13 protein-coding genes are annotated in these 20,474 nt (G+C 42.1%); 6 read left to right on the plus strand and 7 right to left on the minus strand.

Annotated features, from left to right (window positions below; all coding sequences use genetic code 11):
• The first annotated feature begins 5 nt into the window (after positions 1-5).
• Positions 6-2,267: a hypothetical protein gene (locus R8P61_02810; protein ID MDW3645969.1), complete on the plus strand. Its 2,262-nt coding sequence runs from the start codon at positions 6-8 to the stop codon at positions 2,265-2,267.
• 206 nt (positions 2,268-2,473) lie between these two features.
• Here R8P61_02810 and R8P61_02815 read toward each other — a convergent pair whose 3' ends face one another.
• Positions 2,474-3,895 (minus strand): amidohydrolase family protein, encoded by a 1,422-nt coding sequence (locus R8P61_02815; protein ID MDW3645970.1) that lies wholly within the window; start codon positions 3,893-3,895, stop codon positions 2,474-2,476.
• Positions 3,896-4,133: 238 nt separating this feature from the next.
• On the opposite strand from R8P61_02815, the gene R8P61_02820 reads away from it, so the two are divergent.
• The gene (locus tag R8P61_02820; GenBank protein MDW3645971.1) at positions 4,134-4,892 is read left to right on the plus strand and encodes a hypothetical protein; all 759 of its coding nucleotides are present in this window, start codon (positions 4,134-4,136) and stop codon (positions 4,890-4,892) included.
• Positions 4,893-5,419: 527 nt separating this feature from the next.
• On the plus strand, positions 5,420-6,247 hold the full coding sequence (locus R8P61_02825; protein MDW3645972.1) for an endonuclease/exonuclease/phosphatase family protein: 828 nt from the start codon (positions 5,420-5,422) through the stop codon (positions 6,245-6,247).
• A gap of 88 nt (positions 6,248-6,335) precedes the next feature.
• Here R8P61_02825 and R8P61_02830 read toward each other — a convergent pair whose 3' ends face one another.
• The 5 genes from R8P61_02830 to R8P61_02850 all read right to left on the minus strand — a co-directional run bounded on the left by R8P61_02830 (position 6,336) and on the right by R8P61_02850 (position 14,511).
• Entirely contained in the window at positions 6,336-7,946 is a 1,611-nt protein-coding gene (locus R8P61_02830; GenBank protein ID MDW3645973.1) for a sodium/sugar symporter, read from the minus strand.
• A 64-nt stretch (positions 7,947-8,010) separates the two neighbouring features.
• Complete coding sequence (locus tag R8P61_02835) at positions 8,011-8,841, minus strand: phosphatidylinositol-specific phospholipase C/glycerophosphodiester phosphodiesterase family protein (GenBank protein MDW3645974.1); 831 nt, start codon at positions 8,839-8,841, stop codon at positions 8,011-8,013.
• 16 nt (positions 8,842-8,857) lie between these two features.
• Complete coding sequence (locus tag R8P61_02840) at positions 8,858-9,289, minus strand: energy transducer TonB (GenBank protein ID MDW3645975.1); 432 nt, start codon at positions 9,287-9,289, stop codon at positions 8,858-8,860.
• Between the two features lie 201 nt (positions 9,290-9,490).
• The gene (locus R8P61_02845) at positions 9,491-12,874 is read right to left on the minus strand and encodes an ATP-binding protein (GenBank protein MDW3645976.1); all 3,384 of its coding nucleotides are present in this window, start codon (positions 12,872-12,874) and stop codon (positions 9,491-9,493) included.
• An 827-nt stretch (positions 12,875-13,701) separates the two neighbouring features.
• Positions 13,702-14,511, minus strand: coding sequence for a hypothetical protein (locus R8P61_02850; protein MDW3645977.1), 810 nt, complete (start codon positions 14,509-14,511; stop codon positions 13,702-13,704).
• A 164-nt stretch (positions 14,512-14,675) separates the two neighbouring features.
• Between R8P61_02850 and accD the strand changes: the two genes are divergently transcribed.
• On the plus strand, positions 14,676-15,542 hold the full coding sequence (gene accD / locus R8P61_02855) for an acetyl-CoA carboxylase, carboxyltransferase subunit beta (protein ID MDW3645978.1): 867 nt from the start codon (positions 14,676-14,678) through the stop codon (positions 15,540-15,542).
• A gap of 94 nt (positions 15,543-15,636) precedes the next feature.
• Here accD and trxA read toward each other — a convergent pair whose 3' ends face one another.
• Positions 15,637-15,960 (minus strand): thioredoxin, encoded by a 324-nt coding sequence (gene trxA, locus R8P61_02860; protein MDW3645979.1) that lies wholly within the window; start codon positions 15,958-15,960, stop codon positions 15,637-15,639.
• A 545-nt stretch (positions 15,961-16,505) separates the two neighbouring features.
• On the opposite strand from trxA, the gene R8P61_02865 reads away from it, so the two are divergent.
• Entirely contained in the window at positions 16,506-18,263 is a 1,758-nt protein-coding gene (locus tag R8P61_02865) for an alpha/beta fold hydrolase (protein ID MDW3645980.1), read from the plus strand.
• Between the two features lie 60 nt (positions 18,264-18,323).
• Complete coding sequence (locus tag R8P61_02870; protein MDW3645981.1) at positions 18,324-20,114, plus strand: sodium:solute symporter family protein; 1,791 nt, start codon at positions 18,324-18,326, stop codon at positions 20,112-20,114.
• The last annotated feature ends 360 nt before the right edge of the window (positions 20,115-20,474 follow it).

Raw genomic sequence — 20,474 nt, forward strand, 5'->3', positions numbered from 1 at the left:
TTGACATGAAACTCGCACACTACTTATTTTTGGCCATTCTGTATCTGGTCGGTTCTTTTGATATAGTCCATGCTCAAGAATCTCAGGACACCAAAGTCTCAATCATCGACCCCACTCAACAAAGTGATAGCGATGCTATAGAGCGATTCACCTCGGAGTTTAAGTATTACTATCAAATTCGAAATGATGATACTTCCCAGCTCGATGATATATACATCATTACTTCTCCCTTTATCAGTAACAGCAATGGAGAAAGAGCAGCTATCCATTTACTATCCGAAAAAGAAGTGGAAGCAGGAATGACAAAGAAGAGGGCGGCTACAGATAGTTCGAAAACAGCATCTGTCCCAGATGTCCGGAAAAATTCTCTAAAAGCGAAATATGGCCCCTTTAGCTTAAAAGCCAAGGAACGCATGGGGATTCAGTTAAATGCAGAACTCCTGGAACCGGGCACCTATTTCGGGGAACTTAGCATTTGGACGGATGGAAAAGAGAAAGTTCATGGCCTAAAAGTGATATTAAAAAGTGATAGTTCTAAAGCATTTACTTTATCCGACCCGGCCACTTCTCGTAATACAAATGGGATTTTGTTATCCAATAGCAAACTGAATTTCTCGGTTGAAAACGATTCGAAATTTACCCAGTATATCCAATTACCCACTGTCAAAAATATGGTGAAGGTAATCGCTGAGGATGAAAACATTGATCCCAAGTTTAGTAGCATAATTTTTAAGGGAGAAGATGATAAAGTATTGACTGAAGAGGGCTTTACTTTGGCTCCGGGTCAAAGTAAAAGGATAAAAATGGAAGTAGATGGATTGAAGTCCTCGGGTAAATACACAGGGACTTTAAGACTGAGTTCAAAATTTGGAGCTACAGTAAAGCAAACGACCTTTACACTCCTGGTAAAGCATAGCTGGTTTTTGGCAAGTCTCATGATATTGTTGGGGGTTGTTGCTTCTACCTATTTGAAAAACTATTTATCTAAAATTCGACCTAAACTGGAGGTGAATAGAGGAATAGGAAAGGTGGATAAGTCTTTGAAAGAATTAACCACAAAATTTGGTGGAGAGGAGGCAGATGGGAAAAGCCGAAAGATACTCGCCTTTATGAATACCCAAATGGGAACTGCCAAAGAAGCTGCTGAAAGCTCACAAAATACAGAGGTTCAATCTATTTTGAATGTCCTCAGACGCAAGATTGCCATATTCCCGGAGTGGAAAGAAGGAGTGGCTCTGGCCGCTGATGAACATATCGAGTCTATTGTTCCGGCAGCTACTACTTCCAGCCTTGATGCCGTAGAAAAAATTCTGCTAAAGGATAAACCAGCGAAACTGGACTTTGATAATGCAGAAATATCCTTAAATGAAGTTGAAACAAGTCTCAATAAACTGATCAGCCAGCTTCCTTACCACAATCGATTAGAGAAAGTTGAGCAGGCATTTAAAGATGCCATGAAGGTAGAGGGAATAGATACGACTAAAGTAGAGAGTTTGGAAGTCAGCAATATGACAAGCATAAAGGCTGCGATAGAATCCATGGATTTACAGGCAGCCGCAAAGAAAATGTCTGAAACAGAAAGAGAACTGGCAGCTTTGGTTTTGGCTCCTATGAGTTCCAAAATTGAAGATAGAATCAGGGAGTATAAATCAAATCTTTCAAAAGGAATAAGACCCGATGGTAAAAAAGCGGCAAAAGAGGATCAGGAAACTATGTCCACCACGCTTGCAGAATTAGGGAAAGAATTGAAAAAGGCCAGGCAAACTATCGTTTCCGGTTCCTCTTCAGATGCAGAGGAAATGATGGAAGATATCATGGGGAAGTTGGATAAAATGGAGGGTAAAGCAAATGCACTGGAGTCTACCAGAAGTATTAGCATGAGTAGAGAAGCCATGGTTCTTGGAAATCTGGATGCACCTAAAGCTATGGAAGCGGGTTTGGAAAAACTCATCCTCAAGCCGGGAAATTATGACCTGGAGTCCATAGATCGAAGGATCCGAAATAATGATATTATTGTTTCCGTGATTATTTCGACTGTTGCATTGATTTTTGGACTGAGTTTGTTGTGGGCCAATGACCAAACCTGGGGGAGTGGTATGGATTATATGACAGCTCTTCTCTGGGGATTGGGACTACACCAGGTAGGTAGCGGAGGTGTGTTCGGAGGATTGGGCTCAATCCAAAACCAATTGGTTGGTGGAGGCACCCAAAACAATATTTCCGGGGATAATCCAGAAGATTCTGAAGAAGTTGTTGAAGAGGAATAAACCGATAAACAAAAAGAGCCCAGGTTTTTGACAAAACAAGCGTACTTAAGACAGTTGGCATTGCGAGCCCAAATGTTGGGCGAAGCAATCTCCTTGATTCCAACCAGACTTATTTGAGTCTAGGAGATTGCTTCGCCGAAGGTATCGGCTCGCAATGACAAAGGTGTTTAGAAGTTGGGATTTGTCAAAAACTCAGGTTCCTTTATTTAATTATTCATGGCTGCATATTTGGCAGCGATTTCTTTGAGACTTGCATCCAGCTCTTCTCTTGGCATCCATTTCCCTCTCACCATCACTCCCAGATTGTCTCGTATCGTTGCGGGTTGGTCCAGCGGGTTTGCAGTAGTCAGAATTAGATCGGCAGAAGCCCCTTCCTTTACTACTCCATATTCTCCTTCCTGCTTGAAGTATTTTGCAGGGTTAATCGTACCGGATTTCAAGACTTCATAGGGCGAAATTCCCGCATCAATAATACTTTGGATCTCATGGTGAATAGAGAAACCGGGTACATTGAAAACCTGAGGGGCATCAGAACCAAGCAGAAAGAGGACATCTGCCTCATGCAAACTTTTCAGGATATGATGGCGGACCTCTATATATTTTTCATAACGTTCTTCGCTATAGGCTTCATTTGACAAGACGCCAAACTTCCCTTTTTTCCAGGAATCCATGGTCCGGGGATTCATGTATTTCATTTCGGGCTCAGCCGCCATTTCTTCGGGCGATGCAGGAGATAGCCAGCGGGTAAAAAGAGTTTGGGTAGGAACAACAGCTACATTTTTTTCTGCTGTCAGTTGTGCCAGCTCAGTCATCATACTTTTATCCACCAGTTCAGTAAAGTTGAATCCAAAGAATCCATTTGCATTGGGATTTACTCCCGCAGATGCTGGCACCAAACCTTCCAGATAGCCATCCAAATGATCTACAGAAGCATAATCATTCTTCAAAGCATGGCGTATGCCTACGTCCACTGAAACATGACCAGCATACTTTATTCCAACCTCTTTGGCAGTAGCCACCACTTCATCAAATACTTCCATCTTCAAACCCGGATGTAGTTTTAGGAAATCATAGCCCGCTTCTCTTTGGGCGCGGATATTCTCATCAGCAACTTCTATAGAAGGAACGGTATTTCCATTTACAGAAGTTCCGGAAGTATAAATGCGTGGACTCAAAATCTCATCTGCTGCTACCTGTTCCTTGAGCGTGAGGTGATAGGGATTTCCCAGCATTCCTCTGATCGTAGTGATTCCATTTGCGAGGTAGAGGAAAAGGGTTTCTCTAACCAGAGCATCATCTTCTCCTTTTGCAACCGGAATATGCGCATGCATTTCAGAAATACCTGGCATGAGAAATTTACCTTCGGCCTGTATGACTTTTGCTCCGGCAGGAACCTCCAGGTCTTTGCCAATCTTGTGGATTTTACCTGCTTTTACCCATACATCCTGATCCTTCAATATGGTTTCACTATCCATCGGCAAAACGCTGGCACTTGTGAAAACAATGTCATCACTGCTTCCCTCTGTTGAGCTTGAATTGGCAGAAGTTTTACTCACACTATTGCAGGAGTAGAGCAAAAACAGCACAATAAGAGAGAGCCAAAATTGGGGCTGTAGTAGTTTTTTCATAATTTATTGTAGTAAGATTACACGCTTTTTCAAGATATTAACACGAATACTAATTTCTGCTGTTAATTCTGTAGGGTTTATCTGTTCTTGAATTTAAGTTTTTTCCAATAAGAGAAGCACTTAAGCTATCGAATGATATGCTACCTGCAAGTTCTTTTCTACCAATGATTGGAAGATTGCTTCATTTGGTCATAAGCCCTGGACTATATTTCGGATCAATTTACAAACACGATACCGCATGACTAAAAAATTACCTTTTTCTACAATCGTACTTACAACTTTATTAGTGCTGGGCTGCTTTTCCCAAAGCTTTGCTCAGGATTGGATGTATGACTTCGGCATGAATTATTCCCGCTCTCTCGGAGAATTTAGAGAAGATGGATATAAAGACGGCTTTGGATTTCATACAGGATTGTATTCAAGTCCTATCAGGGCAAACAATGGATTTGTCAACCTAAGACTGGGTATGAGAATGGATTTTGACTTTGCTGGTAAAAGTCAAAATGAACTGATTGCCCAAGCTCCAGAAACAGATTACATCGGCGCTATGCAACTGGAAAATTCTTCTTTAGGTTTGCACGGCGTTTTCCGTATAGAAAGTACGCGCAATTTCCCGGTTCAACTATATGTTGAAGGTTTATTGGGAGCTCGTTCTCTTTCTACAAGCGAAGCCTTCGATGAAAATTCTGATTGGCAAGAAGACCATTGTGAAGATTTTTCCATTGAAAGAGATTGGAGCCTATCCTATGGGGCATCAGCTGGAACCCTAATTCGACTTAATGATCGCACCCGGCTCAATCTAAGAGCTTCTTATATGACAAGTAGACCTTCAACTTTTGTTGCGCTCTCAACCGCTCAGCAAGTAGAAGATAACTTATATACCTATGAGCTTCGTACGGCTCCTGCCACCCAATTTAGAATGGAAGCAGGAATAAGTGTCGATCTCGATATGGAATGTACGCCCTCTCGCTCTTCATTGATGGGAGGACGTCAATAGTAATACCTTTGCTTGGGTTCAAAGCAACTAAAGCATGGTGTTACCTTATTTTTAGCTAATGGATACACGTTATCGAAAACCTTATATACTGGACCGTGAAACACAATACTTTCTGTCGATGGGGAATTCCTCATTGACAGAAAGATTTTTTTTATGCCTCTGGGATACGATTAATTTGCTGAAAAAGAGAGGCTTATGTTAATTTATTGTTAATCAGAATATGCATAGGCAACCTATCTTGTACTTTTGGACGTTCTGATTATGAATTAGACTCAAGGAATAAGATCTATTTAATGCATTATTAAATATTCGCAGACAATCCCCTGCATCACAAATTCGCTACCTGGAGAAGTTCTTAGATTAATGAAATCAATAGAAAAGAAGGAGAGTTCTCCAATTTAACACTAAACGAGAAGGAGAACTGAAAAGAATTTTGCGATAAGATTGAAAACACAATAGAACCCTGATTATTGAGACGATTATTAATCGTCTCTTTTTGTTTTTAAGAATTCTTCGCAGCTTCGGACATGATTAGGAAATCTTTCATTTTTGTACTACTTCTTTTCTTTTTGGGGAATGGAATCCTGGCCCAGGATGTATTTACCCTGGTATCCTGGAACATTCAGCATATGGGTAAGAGCAAGGATGATCGAGAGATAGAGGTGATGGCCCGTAGCCTGAAAGATGCAGACCTGGTAGCAATACAGGAAGTGGTGGCAGGATATGGAGGATCACAAGCCATAGCACGACTCGCAGAAGCCCTCAACCGAAAAGGAGAACGCTGGGATTATAGAATCAGTGATCCTACGAGCAGCACTCCTCAAACCCGTGAGAAATATGCCTTCCTTTGGAAAAGCAGACGCGTAAAATTGCTGGGAAGACCAGGATTGGAAAAGAGTTTTGAAGAAGAGATCAATAGAGAGCCCTATATGGCCCGTTTTCTGGTCCAGGGAGTAGCATTGAGTGTGATCAGTTTTCATGCACGTCCCAAACAAAGCCAACCGGAAAGAGAAATCAAGTATTTTAAGTTCTACCCCAACATATATCCAGAAGCCAATTTGATCTTTTTGGGGGACTTCAATGTGCCCCAGAAGCATACGGTTTTTAATCCCCTGAAAAAGATGGGCTATCTCCCCGCTTTAATCAACCAAAAGACCAGCCTCAAAAGAAAGTTTGCTGAAAATGGACAATACCTCGCCAATCCCCTCGACAATATATTTTTCCACCAGGAGGAATTGGAACTCGTCGAAAGCGGAGTCATAGATTTTACCCGTGGCATGGAGGACTTAAGTACAGCCAATGGAGTTTCTAACCATTTGCCGGTTTTTTTAAGCTTTAGGGTAGTGGAAGAATGAGCCGTCTTGGGGTCTTAGGTTCTGAACGGCTCAAAAAAAAGGGGCCGACAATGTCGACCCCGGTATCCAAATTTCCTGATAAATAGGTTTACCAGAATGTTACATAAAGTAATGTGGTCAAAATTACAATCCCTGTAGCAGCTGCCACAAAGATATTATCCTTTTCTCTTACAATCTCCCCGTGATCAATTCCTTTCGGATGATCTTCTCCTTTACCCTGGATCAAAGAGATCGCAACGATAAGTCCCACAGAAATCAGGAATACTATACCCATCCGATTCATAAATGGAATGGAAGGCAGGAATTCATTGATGCCGAAAGAAAGAGGTACACTCAATAAGGCTGAAGAAAGCGCTGCAACCGGTGTCGACTTCTTCCAGAACAGTCCCATGATAAATACTGCCAGAACTCCCGGACTCACAAGGCCGGTCCAATTCTGGATGCTTTGGAACACCTGATCATCTCCACCAAGTAGGGGATAGGCGGCGACTCCAGCGACTGCCATAGAAGCAAGCGCTACAAGTCTACCCACGTTTACCAATTCCTTTTCTGAAGCATCTTTATTGATAAAGGGTTTGTAAAGGTCCATGGTGAAAATCGTAGAGGTACTATTCATCATGGAAGCCAGGGATGAAACAATGGCTGCTGCCAAAGCTGCAAACGCAAGTCCTTTCAAACCGGTCGGTACAAAGTTGCCCAATAACCAGGGATAAGCTTCATCCGCTTTGGTAATATCTACAGCGGTAGGATCTTCCAATTGCATGGCATAAGCCACGATTCCGGGAATAACCACAATCAGCGGTAGCAAGAGTTTCAGATAACCTGCGAAAGCTACCCCTCTTTGAGCCTCCTTGATGCTTTTTGCGGCAAGTGCTCTCTGAATGATATATTGATTACATCCCCAATAGTAGAGATTGGCGATCCACATACCTCCGATCAAAACACTGAGGCCGGGGAGGAGATTGTAAGCATCTTCGGTTTCGCCTTTATCATTTTGAAATAAAAGTTCTTCTTCGAAAAGGATCATATTGAAACGATCTCCGACATCTCCCATCAATTTGCCAAGGCCTCCATAGGCGTCGAGGGCCAGGTATGTCGTTACCAGCCCTCCTCCGATGAGGAAAACGACTTGCACTACATCAGTCCAGGCCACAGCTTTTAGTCCTCCATAAACGGAATATACGATGGCAAAGATGGCTAGACCCGCCATGCCTATTCCCAGACGAACTCCCATGATATTTTCCATGGCTAGAGCTCCCAGATAAAGTACTGATGTGAGGTTTACAAAAATGAATACTGCCAACCAGAATACTGCCAATAAGGTCCGTACCCGACTGTCATACCTTTCTTCCAGAAACTGAGGCATGGTAAAAATGCCTTTTTGCAGGAAGATGGGTAGGAAAAACCAGGCGACCACCAGGAGGGTGATTGCAGCCATCCATTCATAGGTAGCAATCGCTAGTCCCAGGCGAAAGCCTGAGCCAGACATCCCGATAAATTGCTCGGCAGAAATGTTGGAGGCGATGAGGGAGGCACCAATGGCCCACCAGGGGAGTGATTTACTTGCTAGGAAATAGTCTTTGGAGTCTTTCTCTTTGCCACCTTTTTCGCGGGAAACCCAGAGGCCCACTCCCACAATCAAAAGGGCATACAACCCAAAAACAATATAATCCAGCGTTTCGAATCCGGTATTGTTCATGTAGTAGATTTAGTAGTTCAGGCTTAAAGGTAAAAGGAATTTTTAAAATAGCCCTACTTAATTACTACTCATTTTCCGATAGAAAGAGATGGAGTGCTGCTAATTCGTCTGTATTGATCAAATCTATACCTGCTTCTCGAAGTTGCTCCCAACAAAGTTTACTTTCCGGTGATGCCCAGAGTCTAAGCATTTTGCCTTCCTCATGGCAGGTATTGGCCAGGGCCTGTAAAACAGCAAATTGTTCGGGCGAAATGGGTGATTTGCCATTCCACTTGATGATTTTGGAAAATCGCTGACTGATGACCGGCATAAATGCTGGAGAATAACCTTTTTTCAAATCATCCGGGCGTCCATCTATACCCACCAGAGGATCGGTCTCAACTTTTACTAACTCAATAGGGCGATTGCCGGAAAGAAAAATCAGGAGGGGCGGCTTATCTCCACTGAGGATTGGGCGGTATGCCTGCAGTTTGTCTTTGAGTACTTTATAGGTAGAAGCTGCATCCGATTTGATATCGATCATCAGGAAAAAGGGACGGTCCAGGTTTTCATAGAGGCCGCTTTGCCTTTCTTCGAAAATTTGGGAAAGGGGTTGAAGATAAAGTTCTTCTAAGGTAGGCGTTGCGGAAAGATTCAAGGGCTTGTTGTGCTTCACGTATAGCTCACCTTTGATCAACCATACATCTGCCTCTACACTGCTAAAGCCTTGTTCGAGGGCATCAAACAAAGGTCTTTTATGCTCATAATCATTGTGGGCATGAGCTTCCGGATGTCCCTGATGGGGTATCTTGTTCTGCGCCTTGAGAGCGCTCGAAAGAGAAAAAAATGGGAATAGGAGTATCCCTAAGCAAAGAATTTGCTTTTGAATAAATTGGGAAAAATATATGCAGCTCAATGGGGGATGATTGACTTTACTTCTTAATTCTGAATCTGCCTTTGGTCTTTTTCTTTAATTGAAAGTGTACGGGGATATTCACCCAATACATGGTAGGCTTTCTATTATTGTCGATGGCAGGTGTAAAGACGATCTTGTGAATATTTTTATTCACGGCATCAGATAAAAATCGATGGGGAGTACTTAATATCTTGTGTTTGACGTAGTCTCCTTCTTCATCCACAAGAATTCTAACATGTACAGTTCCATCAATCCCCAATTCCTGGGCCTTTCTGGGATAGCCAATCATGGCTTTTACTTCATCCAGGTTAATCGTTTGGGGAGGGATCATCACAGGGACTACTTCATCGATCAAGGGTGCATTACCCCGGGTATTTTGACCTTGAAGCGGCTGATAAGCCAGTAAAAGTCCCCAAAACATAGTAAGAACGAGTAAGACTCTTTGCATGATTTTAATAGTTTGGGATACTGTGTAGTTTTAGTCCGAAATTTAGAATGCTTACGAAGATAAGGTAAGCCTTCTCTACCAAAGTCCCAAACTATTTTGATGATCTATATTATTTCTGCGTGAATACTCTTCATTTTGCGCAAAATATCAGCTATTCGGTCTTTTTTTATTGATTAAATATGCATGCTAAATACCTGAAAATTAAAGATTTGCAAGGTCGAGAAATTCTTCGTGGCTAAAGCTTAATTCAGGAGAATAGCTATGCGGAATATCGAAATAGAAACAACTTCCAAAGCCAAATTCAGAAGTCAATCCGATCTCTCCTTCATGTTGCTCGACGATCATTTTACAGGTCGCCAAACCGATCCCAAAGCCTTCAATATCTATGTCGCTATGTAAGCGATTGAAGAGAAGGAAAATCTTCTTTTGGTATTCTTCCTTGATGCCGATTCCATTGTCTTTTACCCAAAAACGACTGTAATTCTCCCGTTTTTCTGAATAAATATGGATTTCCGGCTTCACTCCTGCTTTAGAGAATTTGAGGGCATTGCTGATCAGGTTTTGAAATAGCTGACGCATCTTGATCTTATCTGCGACTATGCTTTCTCTGATAGCCCCAATTTCTATAGAAGCCTCTTTTTCCTTTATCACAACCTGCATTTCTTCCAATATACTTCCCAGTAAAGGCCGGAGTTCTACCTGCTCCAGTTTTACTTTGCTGGTATTTACCCTGGAAAAAGAAAGGATATCATTTACCAGCGTCATCATATTCTTGGATGCTCGTATGATAAAATTCATGTATTCAGTTTCCTCGCTACCCAACATGCCATCTGTTCTTCGTTTAAGGAGTTGGGTGAAACTAACCAGTGTCCGAATAGGGGTCCTCAAGTCATGAGATGCCAGATAGGCAAACTGTTCGAGGTGGCTATTGGATTCAATGTATTTTTTTAGCTCGACATTTTTTTCATTGAGGTCCTGCATTTGTTGCTTGATCAGGCGATCCTTAGCCAGCTTTTCTGTCTGATCTCTACCTACAAACAAGATTCCGATCTTATTTTCATCTTTATCTTTAAGGGCAGTTTGATATACATCCAGATCGATTCGTTTACCGTCCAAAGCTTTAAATGCAACTGCCTCATTAAAGGCTTTTCCTTCAAGTAGCATTGGGACCTTGTCTGCCCAATGTGAATTAATATGTTCGGGAAACTGACTGATCCAATTGGGCTGGTCAAAATCCATTTTGCCAAATATCCGATTCATATAGGTCGGAAAGGCTTTGTTGAATATTTGCCACTTATTCTCAATGCCCAGGACAAATACCGGATCTGGCAGGGTATTGATAATGGAATTGAGAATCATCTCCCTTTCTTCCATCGATTTCTTTGCCTTGACTTTCTCCGTTACATCTCCTCCCACCGTGAGTATTCCAATAATCTCATGTTTATCATTATAAATGGGTTTCATGATGACATCGAAATACTTTTCTATTCCATCTGCATTTTTCATAGGGGTAGAACTACTGAAGATGGTTTCGCCTGTTAAGACTTCATCCTTTATTGCATCCCATTTCTCTTTTTCAAGATTCATGGATTCATAGTTCTTGAATTGTTTCCCAATGATCTCTTCTCTTTTCATCCCAAATAGATCCAAAGAATACTGATTCGCATAGGTAATTCTGGAATCAAGGTCCTTGGTGATGAGGATGGCTGGATTTATATCCGATATAGTTTTGAGGAAATCCTGGTTCTTCTGAAGTTCCTCTCTTATAATATGGGCATGTGTATTAGAAAAGTATCTGATGGCTACCACTGCTATAGTACATGCAATCCCGGTTATGGCTTCCAGTCCGATAGAGTTAATGTCCACACTTTTTCCTACCGCTTGCAGGAAATAGAGGTAAACAACGAAGGATATAAAGAGGAGAGAAAGATTGAGTATGTACTGCAAAGGTTTTTCCGCCAGATAATTTAGGGTGAGATAAATGGTAATCAGGGCTAAAAAACCTGTATACAGCGGTCCTACTAAAGGAGGAAATACAATCACCATCAGATAGCCGGTAGAAATAAAAAGCCAGAATACCTGATTTATCCGATCTTTATTGACATACAAACCCAGGCCTCCCAGTAAGCATAAGCAGCAGCTGGCAACAACCATCCCACTGATACTGTTTAACATGAATAAATACAAAATGGTGATGGCCGTAATCAGCACCATCATTAAGGAGGATTGCTTAATAAATTTTACTTTCAACTCTGCTTCAATTTCCCCCAGAGCTTCATCCAGGATTACATTGGTAAAAAGAGGTTTTTGGCGAAAGCTAACCAGTCCTAGAATGATGGTGAGTAAAAGGATAAACAAAATGAAGCCATAGACTTTACTAAGATTTATGATCTCATTCTCCTGGCTGCTCTTTAGCCTTTCTGCTAAATTTTTCGCCTGTTCCTCTTTTATGTTCTGCCTCCCTATTGCTAACTCATCTTTATAATTTTCCAATACCTTATTTGCCTCAATTCCCAGGCTTTGATATTCAAAAGCTTTCTCAAAATTTTTCTTGCTCAAATACAATTCCTGCAATCGCTGATAAGAGGAAACAAGCTTTTCGGGGCTATTTAGATATTTGGCAAGTTTCTGGGTGTTTTCAGCATATTGAATTGCGAGTTCAAATTCGGTGAGTTCCTGATAAATCATACTCAGGCTTTCACTGGCTTCCAATTCAAGAAATTTAGCATTGGTACGATCTGCGAGATCTCTTGCCCGGTTTCCTGCCTTAATAGCTTCCGGATATCTATTTGCCTTGAGTAAAATTCGACTATAGACCACATAAGACTCTCCTGCTATGAAAAAGTATCGATTCCGTTCTTCTGAAATCTCCAGGGCCTTCTTCACATAAAATTCAGCAGAATCCACCTGGTCGAGGAGCAAAAACAAATTGCCTAGATCTTTGCAGATATAGCCGAGTATAGGATCTATATCTACTTTTTTTGTCCGTGTAAAAGCCTCTTTTTTCAGTTCTAAGGCCTCTTCAAATTTTTCCTCTTGAGTATAGACCTTGGCGATCAGGCCCAATACACTCACAGCCATTCTTTCATTGTTGAGGCTATCGCTCAATCTTACCACCTGATTGAATTGATCGTAGGCCTCATCATAGGCATGGAGTTGTTGAAAAGCCAGGCCCATGCTATAATGAAATTTTACGAGGATACTATCACCGCTTTCTATTACATCCGGTAAATGTTTATCAAGGATTCGTATAGCATTGAGATAGTTTCCCGAAAGAATCGCCATGTTTGCCAGGCGTTCGTGAAAGTAGAAACGATCACTTTGGCTTCCCTGCTTTTCCGCAAGCTCAAGTGCTGCCTGATAATGTTTTCTGGCCCGTTCTACATCAAGGAGTTTGTAGGATTCACCGATTTCCAGATTGATCCACATCTTTGAAACAGGATCAGATTCTTGTGCAAGTCTTTCTAATTGCTGTGCATAGGTAGTGGTGTCCTTGTCTAAATAAGGTTGGGCATCGGTGTGTGTGTAGAGTATGATTAAAGCAAAAGCAAGGAGAACGATAGATCGCTTTCCTAAAAGTTTCATGGAGAGTTATTCACGTATTCTTGAATACAGACTCACTTAGGTTTTTGTCGTATTAGCCTAGGATCAACAATTTATAAAATTATTCGGAAAATTTCAGTTGCTGGGATTTAACGGTCATTTTAATACTTAATTCGGATGTAAAATAGCGATGAGTTATTCACCTTTGATTCTCCATGATTGACTTTGTTCCTATATAAATACCACTTTTACCCCTTATTTCATCTCGGGCTCTCCCTCTTCAATCTTCTGAATGCTTGAGAAAGGATGTAATGGAAGGGCATAAATTTGTCATCATTTTTTTTGAGCTAATGCCGCGAGGGATAATCTAACTCCCCATGAATTTCTTTGTGCTTTACTTATCACCCAAAACCCTACGGGCGATTGAATTTTAATTTTCGAATAATTATTCGATTGTCTTATCAGATCTATGGAAATATATTATTTGTTAAAATATAATTTAACTACCTGATCCTTAATCCCTTCTTTATTTCTGGCATCGACTTCTGAGTCAGAGCAGAGCTTAGCCCTTCACCTCTCTTTTTCCGCTTTCTCAGCAAGTTTTGCAATTGGCCACATTTTATTTGGTCAGTCGCCCAATTCAAATATTACACAGGTTGGATTTTATTACTATTGTATTTTATAATTGTCCGCCATATCCCCATATTTGTATTGTAACAAGAAGGAAACGCAGCCACAAAACGAAAAGAAGCAACTGATGAAAACATGAAGAATAGGTTAATTTGGGTTGTGTTTTTGTTTGTGTTTTAGTCCCCTCTCTCGAGGGGACTTTCTTTTTATGGAGTTTTTAAAAAGAAAGGGAATAAAAGCTATTGCTTGCTGAAAATAGTTTTCCCACTATCTCCATAGCTAGTACGCCAGTTTAGCTCAATGCGTCCATCTCCTCGCAAAACTGCCTCTCCGCTAAACTCATCATCAAACTGGTCAATAAAGGAAGGAAATTCGAGTTCGCGGCAATTTTCGATCAGACGAGCTTTCTCAGCCTTGGCGGCCCAGATTTCTTTGAAAACTCCTCCCGTTGCATCGCTGATTTCAAATTCGAAGTCTGAAAGGGCTTTTATTTCGACAGAAGAACTGATGTCGTTAAATTTTCCCCCACCTCCTGGTCCGGAAGTTCCAGAGCTTATGGATACATAGATTCCTGCAAGCCCGGGTTCGGGACATTGAGTCGCTAAGAGAAATTGGGCAGTATGAGGTTCTTCGCCCTGATCAGCTTCTTTCACGAGAAAATTGAGCTTGATACTGCTGCCACGATTCATGTCACCCAGCTCAGTATCTGCTATAGCCTCAACTGCTTCTCGGAGGCTTATGGCAATACGCGCAGGAAACTGGTTGACTTTTTTAAACTCAAAGCTTCTACCATCTTCCAGCGCCACCATAATTTTTACATAATCCACTTTAGTCCCTTCTCTAGGGTTCTCCCGTATTTCTACAAAATATTTGCTGTCATCAGGAGAGAAAAGGAGGAATTCCCCCTGGGGAGCAGGAATGGAAATAAGTTCATCCGGGGAAATATTTTCAGGTCTGCAGGCCATGAGAGAAATAAAGAGGAAGAAGATTCCCCAATTTCTCATACTTATTGATCCGAATAGCTGCATTTGTCCTGTTATATGGGACAAAGATACGATTTTTGAACAAGACCTAAAGCATATCGAACCTAAAGATCATCCATTCACACCTTAGATAGGCTGTGGAAAGCTTTTCTTCTATTATTTTAGAATTTCTGTATCTTTATATAAGGTTTTGGAGTAACTTCGCCCCCTTAAACAAAGAATGACGATTCATGAGTTGGTTTAAAAGAGTCAAGGATAACATTCTCACAAAAACTGAGGATAAGAATAACACGCCTGATGGGCTTTGGACCAAATGTCCAAATTGTAAGAAAGCCCTTCAGTCCAAGACACTGAAGAAACACGCATACGTATGCGAATATTGTGATCACCATCTCCGCATTGGTAGTTTGGAGTATTTTGATCTCATTTTTGATGAGGGGAAATTTACCGAACTGGGGGAAAACATTGTTTCTGCGGATCCTCTTGAATTTACAGATACCAAAAATTATCCTGATCGCGTAAAAGCCAGTCAGGAAAAGACTGGTTTAAAGGATGCCCTACGCACCGGATACGGCGAGATCAATGGAATGCAATTGGTTATCAGCGCTATGGATTTCCGTTTTATCGGAGGATCTATGGGAAGTGTGGTAGGAGAAAAGATCTCTATGGGGATCGATTATGCCTTGAAGAATAAATTACCCTTCCTGATTATCTCCAAAAGTGGAGGTGCCCGTATGATGGAAGGAGCCCTAAGCCTTATGCAAATGGCAAAGATCAGTGCCAAGCTGTCCCTTTTAGGTCAGGCAGGGCTTCCCTTTATTTCTTTTTTAACTGATCCTACTACTGGTGGGGTAACGGCTAGCTTTGCTATGTTGGGGGATCTTAACATTGCAGAACCCAATGCACTTATTGGATTCGCAGGCCCAAGAGTTATCAAAGAGACGATCGGGAGAGATTTGCCAGAAGGCTTCCAACGCTCCGAATTCCTGCTAGAGCACGGATTCCTGGATTTTATCGTACATCGCAAAGATCTGAAGGAAAAACTCTACAGTGTGATTTCCATGTTGAGCCAAAAAGCTCCTCAGGAAGTTAAATAATCTCTTTCCCTAAATACTTTTCCATATAAATAGGAAAAGTCGCTGGCAGCAGTATGCTTACAGCGACTCTCCCCGGACTATGGTATGTCCTTAATTAAGCGTGGGCAGCCATCTTGGCAGCAATCACAGACTTGGGAACCAGTCCAACCTGTCTGTCAACCACTTCTCCTCCTTTGAAGAACAATAGTGTCGGAATGCTCATCACCTTATATTTTTGAGCAACCATCTGATTGTTGTCAACATCAAGTTTTCCAACTACACCATTTTCGCCGAACTCACCAGCCAATTCCTCTATAATAGGAGCAATCGCACGACAAGGTCCGCACCAGGTAGCCCAAAAATCCACTAAAACAGGCTTGTCCGAATTTAATACAAGCTCTTCAAAGTTGGCATCCGTTATTTCAACTGGTTTTGACATATATATTTAGTTAATGTATGATTCAAATTATTCTCAATCTACGCAGATAGATGTAATTCGTTTTCAAAAATACATCTTTCCCTTCTTATTGACAATCTATACAAAGATAGTCACATCTTAAAGCCAGATTTATCGGCTGAAAGACAATCTGAGAGCCTAGGAAAAGCCTGACATTTTCAGCCTAAATGTAACATCCTGGATAATTATCCCCTGATTCCCAAAGCGAGGCACAGGATTTGTTTTATTTCAGTATCAATCAATTTCTTCCCACACTAAAGAGAACTCGTATGAAACCAATTAACAAAAACAATCAGGAGGGAATAAAGGAAAGGGACATTATTATTTGGCCCTTTTAATAAGATTTTATTCCCAATTTACAGGCGCTTGTGCTATCTCGATGGTACAGGCGCCTTTTTTGTTCGGAAATGATCAAAATACTGCAAATTGAGTTTTCAAGATTCGGAAATACAATACTTTAAGGGCTTTCAGACGATTTCATGAATAAATAGTTAGATTGTAGCGAAAATCTAACATATAAAATGCACATGTCTGGCCTAAGAATTCCTGGCAAATATTTCTTTATTTATCTCACAATCCTTATGGGAGGAACTTCAAATCTTTTTGCCCAAAACTCTGTTTTGGGGGATTGGGAAGGTATGCTGGAAGTACCGGGTGCAAAACTCAGGATTGTCTTTCATATCCTTGAGGAAGAAGATCAATTGACAGCTAGTTGGGATAGTCCGGATCAAGGGGCATTTGGATTAAAGGTAGATGAGATCAGCATGCAAGATGGCTTGTTGAAGCTGAGTATGAAATCTGCTTTTGCTTCTTATGAAGGAAGGTATCAGCAAGAAGCTGATATGCTGGAGGGAAAGTTTATGCAAGGGGGGATGAATTTGGACCTGAATCTAAACCGACAAAAGGAAGAAGAGAGAAAGTTGGCAGAAAATCCCAGCACTCCTGTCACGGGAGACTGGTATGGAAAACTGGAGACCCCCAGTGGCAATTTGCGGATTGTCTTTCACATCAATGAATATGAAAATGGCGAACTCTCAGCGAGTCTGGATAGCCCGGATCAGGGTGCCAGAGGACTGGCTGCAAGTTCGATAAATTATGAAGAAGGAGTGCTTAAATTGGAAATGATGGGAGGTGCTGCCAAATATGAAGGCAGTTATATCGCAGATGGAGAAAAGATTGAGGGGACGTTTAAGCAAGGGGGAGGAGAACTTCCCTTACTCATGGAACGAGAGAAACCAGCAGCGCCTCGCAGGCCTCAAACTCCACAGGAACCTTTCCCCTACAAAATAGAGGATGTAAAATACCCCAATGAATCCGCAGCCATTGAATTGGGAGCAACCTTAACATTACCTGAAGGTAAGGGTCCCCATCCCGTAGTCATTATGATCTCAGGTTCTGGAGCGCAAGATCGGGACGAAACGCTCTTGGGACATAAGCCTTTTTGGGTTATCGCAGATTATATGAGCAGGAGAGGACTGGCCGTCCTGAGGTTTGATGATAGGGGAGTAGGGGAATCCGGAGGAGATCCCACAAGCGCAACTTCCAAGGATTTTGCTACTGATGTGGAAGCGGGCCTGAAATACCTGCTTAGCCGTTCAGATATAGATCCTGCAAAGATTGGCCTTATGGGGCATAGCGAAGGAGGCATGATTGCACCTATTCTCGCTTCCCGATCTGAGGAAGTTGCTTTTATTGTGCTGCTTGCCGGGCCTGGAATGAAGGGAGATGAATTATTGAGTTTGCAGCAGGAAGAAATCATGCTGGTACAAGGGCTGTCAAAAGAAACAGTAGGAAAATGGATCAGGGTAAATGAAAATATTTACAATATCCTTGAAAAATATCCAGATTCAGAAGCTTTCAGTGATTTTGTTAAAAAGAATGCGGAAAGTCTATTGCAAGAGCTGACAGAGGAAGAAATGGCTGCTCTGGATGTGAATAAAGAAAACCTATCTAATAAAGTCGCCCTCTTCAGCTCTCCCTGGTTCCGATATTTCCTTTCATACGAACCTGCCGAATTCCTTCAAAAAGTCAGCTGCTCTGTTTTGGCTGTCAATGGAGATAAAGATTTGCAGGTGATCAGTAAAGACAATTTAGAAGGGATAGAGGCTGCCTTAAAAGCAGGGGGAAACAAAGACTATGAAATCAAAGAATTTCCAAACCTCAACCATCTTTTTCAAAAAACAGAAACAGGGAATCCTTCTGAATATGCTCAATTGGAGGAAACCTTTTCTGAAGAGGTTTTAGCCTATGTCCACAAATGGATCATGGAGAGAGTACAGAAATAAATTTCCCTTTTTACAGGATAGCACTAACTTAGCCCTGGATTAATCTAAACTAACTACTACATGACTTTATCAAATCTCGATTGGGCCATCATTGCAGCCTTTTTTGCTGTATCATTGATCACAGGCCTCCTGGTTTCTAAGCGAGCAGGTAGCAGTACAACCGAATTTTTCCTTTCCGGAAGAAATATGCCCTGGTGGTTACTGGGGGTCTCTATGGTTGCGACTACCTTCTCCACCGATACCCCTAATCTCGTGGCAGATTTAGTTCGGCAAAACGGAGTCTCAGGGAACTGGGTCTGGTGGGCCTTTCTATTGACGGGTATGCTGACCGTTTTTGTCTACGCTAAACTCTGGCGACGGTCGCAGGTCATGACAGATATAGAGTTTTATGAACTCAGATATAGTGGCCCTGCAGCCCGCTTTTTACGGGGATTTCGGGCCTTGTATCTCGGTTTGATTTTTAATACGCTCGTTATCGGTTCTGTAGCATTGGCTGCGGTGAAATTTGGTGAGGTAGTATTGGGAATTCCCGGTTGGCAGATTCTTCTGGTTGCGGGTTCAATTACCCTTGTATATAGTGCTATGGGAGGATTAAAGGCCGTAATTATTACTGACTTTATTCTCTTTGTCTTGGCAATGATTGGCTCTGTCTGGGCCGCTATTTATATTCTGAATCTGGATCAGGTAGGGGGACTGGATAACCTCCTCGCACAACCTGCAGTTCAAGCGAAAATGAACATCCTCCCGGATTTTAGTGATCCCTCGGTTTGGATTCCCTTATTATTTGTGCCTTTGGCTGTTCAGTGGTGGGCCTCTTATTATCCTGGAGCTGAGCCCGGTGGGGGAGGATACATCGCCCAGCGTATGTTCTCTGCTAAAAATGAACGCAATGCAATAGGAGCTACTTTACTTTTCAATATTGCCCATTATGCCTTGAGACCCTGGCCCTGGATTTTGATAGCTTTAGCTTCAATCATCGTATTTCCGGAGGTTTCGGATATCCAATCCGCTTTCCCTAGTCTCTCTGCAGATAAATTAGGAAATGATGTAGCCTACCCGGCTATGTTGACCTTTTTGCCTTCTGGATTGTTGGGACTGGTCGCAGCATCTTTGATTGCTGCTTTCATGTCCACCATGTCCACCCAGCTCAATCTCGGAGCCTCTTATCTGGTCAATGATTTTTACAAAAGATTTATAAAACCAGAAGCGAGTGAGAAAGAATTGGTGTGGGCAGGCCGCTTGTTTACCGTTGTCTCTACGGTTCTGGGTCTTGCCTTAGGACTCATGCTGACCAATGCTGCTCAGGCATTTGATCTCTTATTACTATTAGGAGCTGGAACCGGGGCGATCTATTTGCTTCGTTGGTTCTGGTGGAGGATAAATGCTTATACAGAAATTGTGGCAATGATTGCTTCTCTGGTAATCGCAGGTTATTTGACCTTCATCCATGATGATCTGGGGATCTTTGAATTGGCAGGATGGGAAAAAGTAATTTATGGAGCTATCCTGACCACCGCAACCTGGGTAATTGCTACCTATTTTACCCCTCCGGATGATGATGAAACTCTAAGAAGCTTTTATATCAAAATTCGTCCAGGCGGCCCCGGTTGGAATGCTGTAATCGAAAGAGCCGAAGCCGAAGGGGTTTCCATCAAGCGTCATCCCGGTCAGTTGCCTTTGGAAATTCTTTCCATGTTTGTGGGAGTATTTACTGTTTATGCAGCCCTTTTTGCAACAGGATTCTGGATTTATGGGGAAACCAGTAACGGAATTCTCTGTACTTGCTTGACAGTTCTGGGAGGAGCTTTGTTATTTAGAAACTTCAATCGGATCGAGGCCGATACGGAATAGGGGGGACTCTTCCACTGTAAGCCCGTTTCTCTTAACAGAGAAACAACTCTCTGACCAGACCATAAGTCATCTCGAAGTTTGGCTGTGGGTAGGAATGTGGGCTGAGAGATCTTGTATTATGTGAGCGACCGGAATGCAAGATCCCTCTGCGCGCAGGAGCCAAGGCGCATTCAAGCCTCGAGATGACACGGATATGTGAGGGGTAAATGCTTTTTCAACCGCCGCTGTCACCCTGACCGAAGTGGAAGGGTCTAAGCCTTTTCCTCTCACCTTTTCACGCTTCTTTTGAGATAGTGGAAAATTGCTGGTGAGAAGATGTAGGTCCCTCGACAGGGCTCGGGATGACACGATCATCCATAA

The organism is Bacteroidia bacterium, from assembly GCA_033391075.1.
Lineage (GTDB): Bacteria > Bacteroidota > Bacteroidia > J057 > J057 > JAWPMV01.